This is a genomic window from Quyinboa ferrireducens, from assembly GCF_042436675.1.
Taxonomy (GTDB): domain Bacteria; phylum Bacteroidota; class Bacteroidia; order Bacteroidales; family UBA5342; genus JBHJHP01.
The window spans coordinates 61,378-71,804 of record NZ_JBHMVA010000020.1 but is presented as its reverse complement, the minus strand read 5'-3'; the positions used below and the strand labels follow the sequence as shown (position 1 = coordinate 71,804).

Below are 10,427 nucleotides of genomic sequence, written 5' to 3'. Positions count from 1 at the left end.
ACCGTAAGAAATGCTGAAAATATTTCAGTTGACCGTGGTATTTACATTGTAAAAGTTAATTCTCAGGTTAAGAAAGTTCTGGTAAAATAAGTATTGCAATTTAACTATATGAAAGGCCGTCCGTTTTGGATGGCCTTTCTGTTTTTAAAAAAAGTGAAACTTTTCCGTCAATTATGTATTATTTGAAATTCGCGTTATTTGTATTATCTATTTATGATTAGAATATGTTGAAAAATTAATATTGAAGCGGGAGGCATTCTGTTATTTTTGAAATGTTTTAAAACTCCGATTAATTTTTTTCAAAACATTTTATTTATGAAACAATATGTATACACTGTGAAACTTCTTCGAAGTATGAGTTTGGTGGTGGCATTCATGATGAGCCATTACATGTTTGCGCAAACACTGGATAATGGGCTGAGAGTACACTATACTTTCGAATCAGCCACTGATGGTGTGGTCCCTGATGCCTCAGGGAACAGTAACGATGGTATTTTAAATAACGATGCCACCGTAGGTGTGTCCGATGATGGAAGAAATGTACTGATCCTTAATCAGGATTCAGGTTATGTTGAGATTGATCCAAACTATGGATCAGATTTTGCGACCTATTCTGATTTCACGGTTGCTACCTGGGTTTATCTTGATGAACAGGGCTATAATGCCCGATTACTCGACATTGGTACAGGTCGTTACAACAATGCAGCGTTTACGCCATGGTTTTATGGTAATCAGGTTTGTCAGTTGAAAATCAGAAATGAAGATATCCCTGATGCGGATGTAATAGCTGCAAATTCTGCAGTTCCGGTAAATGAATGGACTCATGTAGTGTTTACTCTGCAGGGAACTACAGGAACCATTTATATGAATGGTGTTGCTGTTGGAGAGAATGCAAGTGTTACAGTTAATCCTTCAACTATGGGCATTGATGTTGCTAACTTTGCGGCATGGATCGGAAAATCGCAGTGGGTTGGAAACGGTGATTCATTTTTAAAAGGTGAACTGTCTGATTTCAGGATATATAACCGGGCCTTATCTCAATCTGAAATTTTAAATCTTGCAGGACTTCCTCAAGAGTTGACTACAGCATTTGATAATCTGAGTCCCGAAGGATTGGACGAGGTGACTTCAAAACTTACTTTACCGGAAACAGACGGAAATGTTTCAATCAAATGGTCATCTTCTGATACTACAATAATAGACAGTGTTGGTAACGTAACCCGTCCCGAAAAATTTGATATTACGGTAATCCTGACTGCAACACTTACCATTGAAAGTAATGGTAAAACGTATACAATGACTAAAAAATTTGAAGCCTATGTTCTTGCTCTTACGCAGGCAGAAGATCTGGTCGCCCAGTGGGATTTTGCAGACGATGATATTGACTTTAGTAATCCTGATGCCATAACTGTAACGGATGTCTCTGAAAGCGGCTTTACAGGGACATTGTACAACGATGCCAAAATAAGGACAATAGGAAATACAAATCAGTATAACGTTCTGGATCTTGGAAATGGTACAGGGTATTTTGACATGGGGACTGGTATTGGAAAGGATATTTACCAGCTGGGAGACTATACAATATCAGCATACTACCTGGTAGAAGAGGAAAATACTGATATTGGTTCAAACGGTAACTTTATCTGGTGTATTTCCAATACCGATGATATTGATGCCGACAGAAACGGAGCAATGATTGAACGTTTAACTGATCACCGATTTTCAATTACTCCAACCATTTACGGTGGTGATCAGCAAGCAGTCAATCCAGGAGTTAATCCTGCATCTACAGATGGATGGAAGGGCGTTTGGCATCATGTATTGTATGTACAGAACGGTTCGGTAGGAACTGTTTACATTGATGGTGATGTCGCCGCAACAGGAACAGTGACAAATCTTCCGTCTACCTCTCTTAAGAAAGCTGGTTTGGAAGGTACATTATTTAATTGGATAGGTCGTTCCTGCTACACTGCAGATGTATACCTTAAAAATACTCTGGTTTACGATTTCAGATTATACGGTAAGGCCCTTTCCGAAGGTGAGATTCAGTTATCATCACCATTTGGAATAGGTTTGGACGTATATAATGTGTTGAATGATCTGAATACTGCTTATGCAGAAAACAAAGACGCCAGCTATCCGGATGAACTGGATGCAGAATTCGAAAATCTGGATTTAGGTGATTTGAGTAATCTGACCACAAACCTGACATTGCCATCGCAGGGTATTCTGGATAACTCCATAACAATTACATGGTCTTCCGCGCCTGGATTAATCAGTGCCGATGGTGTTGTAACCCGTCCGGATTACCTGGATACAGACGTTAAATTGACAGCTGTACTATCTAAACGAGGCTATAAACTAACGAAAGAGTTTATAGCTACAATACCAGCAGCGGAAGCAACTAAATATACATCTGACATGTTGATCCACTTTAACTTTGACCCTTCAAATGTAAATGGTGATGTAGTTACAGATTTGTCTGAGCAGCATTTTCAGGGTTCTCTGATGAAGGGTGCAGGTAGCAGGGTGCTTAAGGGAACTACGGATTTTGGTGTGCTTAATCTGGCAGGCGATTCATCCTATTTTGATATGGGTGACGAGGTAGGTAAAGTAATTTACGCTTTAAAGGATGGATTTTCAATCAGTGTTTATTATTTCATTGATCCGACTAAAGATAATTTTACCAGCAATGGTAACTTCCTGTATACCTTTTCAAACAGTGATTCATCAGCTGCATATAAAAATGGTTATTTGTTTGGTCGGGCCAGTTATAATACATATGCTATTTCACCGTATCGCTGGGATAATGGTCAGGTCGGAACAACCGGTTTAGATGCAGCCGCAAGTCAGGGGGAATGGCATCATTATGCATATGTTCAGGATGATACTTTAGGCTATATTTACCAGGATGGAATTGCTATTGATACAGCTACGGTTAAGAAGTGGCCAAACACAACAATTCCTAAATCCGGAATGGTCGGGACAACTTCCAATTTCCTGGGACGTTCCAATTTTGAAGGGGATGTTTATTTGGCAAAGGCTATGTTATATGACTTTCAGCTGTTCAATAAAAAGTTGACACCAGAAGAGATTAGTACAATGAGCAGTGTTTCGGATGATCTTTATACTGCATATCTCTTGTCTGTACCTGTAAAAGATGTAAAAGTCGACGATACTTACAGAGTTGATACTTCAATTCCTGGATTGATAAGGATCTATGATTTGAAGGGAGATGAGAAGGTGAGTGTTTACAATATCACCGGTCGTCTTGTTACGGTTAGAAATTCAGAAAATATTTCTGTAGATCGTGGCATTTACATTGTAAAAGTAAATTCTCAGGTTAAAAAAGTTTTTGTAAAATAACATATAGGTATTAAATTTAAAAAGCTGTCTGCGGATGTTTCCGGGACAGCTTTTTTGTTTCCATGTTCCATCAAAATGCAATATGATTTATATTAACTGATATTTGATGTGATTGACCCGGAATTAAAATATGTTTTGTTTTATTCAATAAATTCTATATCTTGTAATTAAGATTTGGGATTTTGAAATTAGATATTGACATATTTAAGATTAAACAAAACAATGTAAAACCTAAAAAAGGGCGGGTTTTGATCTCTGAACCTTTTTTACAAGGATACTATTTTTCGCGTTCAATTGTATTGCTTACCGAACATGACGCTGAAGGTAGCATGGGATTGGTTCTGAATAAACCACTTGATTTGAAAATAGGATCAGTGTTGAAGGATGTATCATTTTCTGATACCAAACTCATATGTGGTGGACCGGTTAGCCCGGATAAGTTGTTTTATATTCACAGTTTCAAAAACGTTCCCGGCACCATAGAATTGATAAAAGGTCTGTTTTTTGGTGGTGATTTTGAGTATGTAAAAGATTTGCTGGCGATAAATCCGGCTCTCTTAAATGATATACGTTTTTTTATTGGCTATGCAGGTTGGTCTCCCGGCCAGTTGGCAGATGAGTTAAAAGAATCTTCATGGCTTGTTACAGACCTTTCAGCAGAACATATTCTACATGCTCCTATTAACAAACTTTGGAGAAGCACAGTAGAATCACTGGGGGAAGATTATGCCCGTTGGACAAACTTCCCCAGTAATCCAGAAATGAATTAGATTTTTTCAAGGGTTAATACCAACCACTTCCAGAATTCATTAACGGTCTTAATCATGATTTTCTCATCCGGAGAATGAGGAAATTTTATGGTTGGGCCAAAAGATAACATATCCATTTCAGAATATTTTGAGCCAATAATACCACATTCAAGACCCGCATGAATAGCCTTTACTGCCGGTGTCTTACCCCAATTTTCTAAATAGACATCCTTCATGGTTTTTAAGATCCCTGATTCAGGATTTGGATTCCAACCGGGATAATTGCCGTCTTTACTTATTTTGCACCCCGCCAATGATAAAACACTTTCAATTTCTGATACCAGGGCTTCTTTTCTCGATTCAGAAAAGCTGCGGGTAAGATTCAGTATTTCAATCTTTTCATCATCCGATTTCACAATGGCCAGGTTGTTAGACGTTTCAACCGTTCCGGGCATTTCAGCACTCATGTGATGTACGCCGGTAGGACAGGCGGTGACGGCATTAATCAGATCATCCTGAACCATTTCATTTATTACATAGGCGGCTTGTTCAGTTGCTTTGTGAACAGATATGTCAATATTGGGTTCTGTGGCCGAATATTCATTCTTAATTAACGCTTCGAAAGAAGAAACAGCATTTTCAATATCCCCAACATGTCCGGGCTCTGCAAGAATTGTTGCAAATGCTTCCCTTGGTATGGCATTGCGCAGGCTACCTCCGTTTACAGAAACCATTCTTACGCCGTATTGTGCAACCAGGGTCTTTAGCAATCTGAACAGTACTTTGTTGGCATTACCCCTTTCAAGATTTATATCCAGTCCCGAATGTCCTCCTTTAAAACCTTTTACTACAATGTCAAGACTAGAATAATCATCCGGTACTTCTTCTTTAATCATTTGAAGAGTCCCTGTAACATTTATGCCTCCTGCACAACCTACAAACAATTCCCCTTCATCTTCCGAGTCCAGATTTAACAGTATATCTCCTTTAAGTACTCCCGGTTTTAGGCCGAAAGCACCTTCCATGCCAGCTTCTTCGTTAATGGTAAACAGGGCTTCAATGGGACCGTGTTTTAATTCTTCTGATTCAAGAACCGCCAGAGATGCTGCCACCCCAATACCGTTATCCGAACCAAGTGTAGTATCTTTTGCGCTTACCCAGTCGCCGTCAATATATACATTCAGCGGATCTGTCTCAAAATTATGCGCTATATGAGAATTTTTTTGTGGTACAATATCCAGGTGGCTCTGCAATGTAACAGTTTTGTGATTTTCAAGTCCGTTTGTTGCAGCTTTTCGGATCACAACATTCCCGGTTTCATCCACCAGATATACCAGATTATGTGATTTTGCAAATTCTGTAACGTATTCCCTGGCTTTTGCTTCGTGATGGGACGGACGTGGAATTTGTGTCAGATTATAAAAATGTTTCCAAAGAATCTGAGGTTCTAATTCGTAAATTTTCATTTGTGTGTATTTTGTGTTTGTCTTGTGTCTTGCTTCCTGATACCTGATACTCGTTTATTGCTTGTCAATTGAATTTATAGCACCTGTTTCTTTGTAAAAACTGATGGAAATACCAGGAATAGTACAAAGTGAAGCAGGTAGGCTCAGAACTGATCCGAACTGTGCGACAGTGGCATCACTGTTGAATAATGTATTTGTTCCATCCGATAGTTTTACCGTAACTTTTGCAGGTACCCTGTAGAAAAGTCCATGATATGTTACCTTATTCAAGGTATCGTTTGTAATGAGATTATCCGTTTTTAATTGAACGGTCATGTAATACGGGCTACCACTCAAATCTGTTTTATCAACCAAACCTTTAAATTGTGAAAACCTGAAAAATAATGCTTTACTGACCTTTGATTCCGGAAGATAATCGAGATTAAAAACAACTTCTTCTTTTACTTCTTTTCCTAAGAATAACGAAAGGAAATCTTTTTCCATTCTATCCATCTCATTAAGACTAATGGACAGGGCACTGCCATCCGAAGGAAAATAATTCAGTTCCCCGGATACAAGTGAGGCACGGTTATCTCTGATACGGTATATAAAATTAGCTGCTTCCTCGGCCATTTTAGCAGTTGAATTTACCACCAGTTGGTCTTCCAGGTATGGAGTGTATTTAAACGATGTGTCCAAAGGCTCCTGATCTGTTAAGATTAATTCTTCCTCCTTTTCAATCATCACAGGATTAGTATTATATCCGGCAATACATCCTTCTTCAGTGAGACGCAGTGGCGGTACGAATCCTTTTCCTGAATATGAAACCTGGTAATACTGGTCCGGATCAGGTTCACTAACTGTTTCCAGTTCTATTGTTTTAATTTTATATGAGATCTCATCTTTAAGAATAACATCCTTTATTCCCAAAAAACGTTCTGAATAACGGTATAGTGGTCCGGTTTTCTTAATTATTTTCTCAGCGGTAATTTTAAATTTAAGCCTGGTCTGAGGTAAGGCGTATACAAGCGTACTGTCTTTTGCCACTTCAAGCTGATCAAGATGTGTAACCTGGATTGATGCTTCCGGTTCTGCCGGCATATTTTGGTTGCTGTTACACCCGGTAATAAAAATTATCGCGATCAAAAACGGGATGATGTGTCTCATTCTGTTCATCTTAAAAATAGTTTTCTTTAGCGGAACCAATTAAATTTTCATGAATTGTTGTTCCTATTCCGTTAATTATATCTGTTGCAGTTAACGCTTCCATGCCCTGATTTAGTACAAACATATCAGCAGATTTTCCGTGAAGCCAGACGGCTAATTTTGCTGCTTCAAATGCAGGGTAACCCTGCGATAAAAAAGAAAGGATCATTCCTGTTAAAGCATCACCACTTCCGGCACTTGCCATGCCGGGATTTCCTGTGGTATTAAAATGGCATTCTCCTTCAGGGTTTGTAACAGCCGTATGTGCTCCTTTTAAAACAATAATACAGTTGTATTGTTTTGACAATTCAATCTGCCTTTGCATCCGTTCAAAACCATCTTTGTATGATCCGAATAATCGTGCAAATTCTCCGGGATGAGGAGTTAAGATAGTATTTGGAGGCAGTTTTTCCAGCAGATCTTTATTCTGGGACAATATATTCAATCCGTCCGCATCAATTACCATGTCTCCTGAATACTGTTCAAGCAGATCCTTCATTAACGAAACGGTATTGGGTTTTGTGCCGATGCCGGGTCCGATTGCAATAGCATTAAAGGGTGAAAGATCCGGTAGTCCTGATATCAGGTATTCTGAACGGTCAATGCAGGCCATAGCTTCAGGAACGGCTGTCTGAAAAATATCGTATCCGCATTTTGGAACATGTGTTGTCAGCAATCCGACTCCGCTTTTCAGGCAGGCTTTTGATGAAAGGATGGCAGCACCCATTTTACCGTAGCTTCCGGCCAGTAACAGTGCATGACCATAGGTTCCTTTATGCGAGAATTTTTTTCTTTTCTTTAGAATGTAAGCAGCATCTGCTTTGTCAATGAGCTTGTAAGGTGATGGCGTTTTATCCATAGCCTCTCTCATTAAACCGATATCCTCAACAATCACATGTCCGGTAAACTGCTCGTTTTCGGCAAAAAGGTAAGCCATTTTTGGCACCTGAAATGAAATGGTGTAATGCGCCTGAATAATTGATTCAGGATCGTTGTCCGAATTGGATTCACAAAATAACCCAGATGGAACATCAATCGAAATTACGGTACACTTGTTTTGGTTTATAAATTGTATAACCTGGCCATATGTTCCTTCTGCTTTTCTTGATAAACCCGATCCGAAAATAGCATCAATTACCACCTTGTTTTCAAGACCAGGAAGCTTTGTGGGATTAACGGTTTCCGATTGAACGCCAATGGAAATAAGCCTGTCGTAATTTGTTTTACAATCGGGTGATAACTTATCTGTCTTTGTAAAAAGGTAAACGGAAACGGTATAATCATCATTTGTCAGTAATCGTGCTACCGCAAGTCCGTCACCACCATTATTCCCCGGGCCGGCAAATACAGCAATTTCGGTGTCCTGTTTAAAAAGCTTTTTTATGACCCTGAATAATTTGCCCGATGCCCTTTCCATCAGATCGATAGAGCTTATGGGTTCGTTTTCTATCGTGTATTTATCGAGACTGCGTATTTGATCGGCTGTAAATAATTTCATGCAGAAGTTTTTGCTGTAAACAAAATTAGTCGAAAAAAGTGAGCCTTCAAAGGATAAAAAAATAAGACTGTTTATCCCGAGAGTGTGACGATTGTATTTAAAATCTTACTTTTGTTTCAACGGTTATATGTATGAGTAAACGATATAAACAGTTCCTTAAAGATGCCGAAGCAAAAAGCTTTGATGCGAAACATCGTAAAACGTTGTCGTTTAATATCAACAGGTATGATGGTGCTGTAAAGCGAGGTTTGGATAATTATGCTGATCTTGAACTTGCAAGGAACAGGGCGGCATGGATTAAACGACATATGCTGGACAACTGGGCTGATTACCTTGTTCAGTTTGAAAAGAATGCCATTGCCAACGGAGCAGAAGTGCGATGGGCGCTTGACAAGGATGAAGCAATGCAGCACGTTAAGCAGGTGATGGAAGAGGAGGACGCAAAACTCATCGTCAAAGGGAAATCGATGATAACTGAGGAGCTGCACTTTAACGAAACTGTTGAAGCCTGGGGATATGAAGCTGTTGAAACAGATCTTGGTGAGTTCATTGTTCAGGTTGCAGGAGAAAAACCATATCATATTCTGACTCCCGCCATGCATAAGTCCAAAGAAGATGTGGCGGATTTATTCCACGAAAAATTTAATACAGACGAAAATTCCACTCCGGAAGAATTAACGGGATTTGTACGAGGCGTATTAAGGAAAAAATTCGTTCACGCCGATGTCGGGATTACAGGTGCTAACTTTTTAGTTGCTGATAGTGGAAGCGTTTGCCTTACAGAAAACGAGGGTAACATTCTCTTAACGGCATCCATGCCTCAGACGCACATTGTTCTGGTCGGTATTGAAAAACTGATTCCTTCGCTGGAACATTTAAATACCATGTGGCCATTATTGGCTCATAAGGGAACCGGCCAAAAGGTTACAGCTTACAATTCTATCTTTTCGGGGCCTGCCAAATCTGATGAAGGTGTAGGACCAAAACGTATGGTGATAATTCTGCTGGATAACGGTAGAACGAATATTTTTGAATCCGATGAGCAGAAGGAGGCGCTGGCCTGCATCCGATGTGGTGCCTGTCTGAATGCCTGTCCGGTTTATCGTCTGGTAGGTGGCTATACCTACGATACAACTTATACCGGCCCTATCGGGTCCATTATTTCACCTTTCCTGAATGGTTTTGAGGGTGACAGACATTTAAGCCATGCCTGCTCCCTGTGCGAAAAATGCGGTGAGGTTTGTCCTGTTAAAATTCCGTTGCCCAAATTATTATTATCCAACCGTCGCGATGGAGTTGAAAAAGGTTATGTGGAGATCGGCGAAAAAATAGCTATGAGCGGTTTGAGAATGGTGTTAAACGACCGCAAAAAAATGGACATGCTGCATGGTTCGTTAAAAAATATGGGAGGCAACATGGTCGGCCAGCCACTTTGGGGGCCGCGACGTGACATGCCTGATTTTGCACAACAATCATTTTCTAAACAGTGGAAGAAAAAGAATAAATAACATAAATACTTTTCACCTGGATTAAAAATCCAGGTCCAGAACTATCATCATGTTTTCTTTTACGGTTTTGATCAGATCAGTGGGCAGGTTCCCTATTCTTTTAATAAGTCGTTTATTGTCAATTGCTCTGATTTGATCAAGCATAATATCACAGTTTTGATTTAAGTTAGCCTGGCCTTTTCTAACATGTACCCTCAAAATTTCTGCTTCACTTTTCACTTTTGTTGTTATAGGACAAATTATAGTGGATGGGTGAGGTATTTTATTAAGAAGGTTGGTTTGAAGGACCATTACAGGTCTTGTTTTTCCAGATTCTGTTCCAATTCTGGGATTTAAATCTGCAATCCAGATTTCATACTGTTTAATCAACATAATCAATATCTTCAAAATCTTTCAAAACAGACATGGAGTCATTTTTAACCAGGTAAGATTCCTGTTCGAGCTTTTTTTCTATAATTGCTTTCTTTTGAACCCTGTTGTAGTATTCCAGAGCATCGTTAATATATCTGTTTCTTGACTTGTTTAATTTTGAAAGAACCATTTCGGTTTCTTTAAAAATAGCATCATCTATTTTTAGAGATATTGTTTTCATATATATATATTATATACCAAAAGTATATAAAATTATGGTTAGTGTCAATAGTTGATTTTATAA

The 10,427-nt window shown here is 39.0% G+C and carries 8 protein-coding genes; 3 read left to right on the top strand and 5 right to left on the bottom strand.

Annotated elements, in window-relative coordinates:
* The first annotated feature begins 315 nt into the window (after window positions 1-315).
* Window positions 316-3,366: a LamG-like jellyroll fold domain-containing protein gene (locus ACE01N_RS19230; RefSeq protein WP_380592466.1), complete on the top strand. Its 3,051-nt coding sequence runs from the start codon at window positions 316-318 to the stop codon at window positions 3,364-3,366.
* Between the two features lie 182 nt (window positions 3,367-3,548).
* Window positions 3,549-4,136, top strand: coding sequence for a YqgE/AlgH family protein (locus ACE01N_RS19225; protein WP_380592464.1), 588 nt, complete (start codon window positions 3,549-3,551; stop codon window positions 4,134-4,136).
* Here the strand turns inward: ACE01N_RS19225 and ACE01N_RS19220 are convergent.
* Genes ACE01N_RS19220 through ACE01N_RS19210 form a run of 3 tightly spaced genes read right to left on the bottom strand, consistent with a single transcriptional unit; the run spans window position 4,133 to window position 8,264 of the window.
* Window positions 4,133-5,581, bottom strand: a complete 1,449-nt coding sequence (locus ACE01N_RS19220; protein ID WP_380592462.1) for an aminoacyl-histidine dipeptidase — start codon at window positions 5,579-5,581, stop codon at window positions 4,133-4,135. The two genes, ACE01N_RS19225 and ACE01N_RS19220, sit on opposite strands and share 4 nt — an antisense overlap.
* Window positions 5,582-5,635: 54 nt before the next feature.
* A complete protein-coding gene (locus ACE01N_RS19215) occupies window positions 5,636-6,727 on the bottom strand; it encodes a DUF4831 family protein (protein WP_380592460.1) in 1,092 nt (363 codons plus the stop codon).
* Window positions 6,728-6,737: 10 nt separating this feature from the next.
* Window positions 6,738-8,264 (bottom strand): NAD(P)H-hydrate dehydratase, encoded by a 1,527-nt coding sequence (locus tag ACE01N_RS19210; protein ID WP_380592458.1) that lies wholly within the window; start codon window positions 8,262-8,264, stop codon window positions 6,738-6,740.
* Between the two features lie 131 nt (window positions 8,265-8,395).
* Between ACE01N_RS19210 and ACE01N_RS19205 the strand changes: the two genes are divergently transcribed.
* The gene (locus tag ACE01N_RS19205) at window positions 8,396-9,772 is read left to right on the top strand and encodes a lactate utilization protein B (protein ID WP_380592456.1); all 1,377 of its coding nucleotides are present in this window, start codon (window positions 8,396-8,398) and stop codon (window positions 9,770-9,772) included.
* A gap of 21 nt (window positions 9,773-9,793) precedes the next feature.
* Here ACE01N_RS19205 and ACE01N_RS19200 read toward each other — a convergent pair whose 3' ends face one another.
* Both ACE01N_RS19200 and ACE01N_RS19195 read right to left on the bottom strand, forming a co-directional pair.
* On the bottom strand, window positions 9,794-10,144 hold the full coding sequence (locus ACE01N_RS19200) for a type II toxin-antitoxin system PemK/MazF family toxin (protein WP_380592454.1): 351 nt from the start codon (window positions 10,142-10,144) through the stop codon (window positions 9,794-9,796).
* Entirely contained in the window at window positions 10,134-10,364 is a 231-nt protein-coding gene (locus ACE01N_RS19195) for a hypothetical protein (protein ID WP_380592452.1), read from the bottom strand. The genes ACE01N_RS19200 and ACE01N_RS19195 overlap by 11 nt, the downstream gene beginning before the upstream one ends.
* Window positions 10,365-10,427 lie beyond the last annotated feature (63 nt).

Excerpts from the sequence above, each read along its gene's own strand:
- ACE01N_RS19230 (WP_380592466.1), top strand. The coding sequence starts at position 316 with ATGAAACAATATGTATACACTGTGAAACTTCTTCGAAGTATGAGTTTG.
- ACE01N_RS19220 (WP_380592462.1), bottom strand. The coding sequence starts at position 5,581 with ATGAAAATTTACGAATTAGAACCTCAGATTCTTTGGAAACATTTTTAT.
- ACE01N_RS19215 (WP_380592460.1), bottom strand. The coding sequence starts at position 6,727 with ATGAGACACATCATCCCGTTTTTGATCGCGATAATTTTTATTACCGGG.
- ACE01N_RS19210 (WP_380592458.1), bottom strand. The coding sequence starts at position 8,264 with ATGAAATTATTTACAGCCGATCAAATACGCAGTCTCGATAAATACACG.
- ACE01N_RS19205 (WP_380592456.1), top strand. The coding sequence starts at position 8,396 with ATGAGTAAACGATATAAACAGTTCCTTAAAGATGCCGAAGCAAAAAGC.
- ACE01N_RS19200 (WP_380592454.1), bottom strand. The coding sequence starts at position 10,144 with ATGTTGATTAAACAGTATGAAATCTGGATTGCAGATTTAAATCCCAGA.
- ACE01N_RS19195 (WP_380592452.1), bottom strand. The coding sequence starts at position 10,364 with ATGAAAACAATATCTCTAAAAATAGATGATGCTATTTTTAAAGAAACC.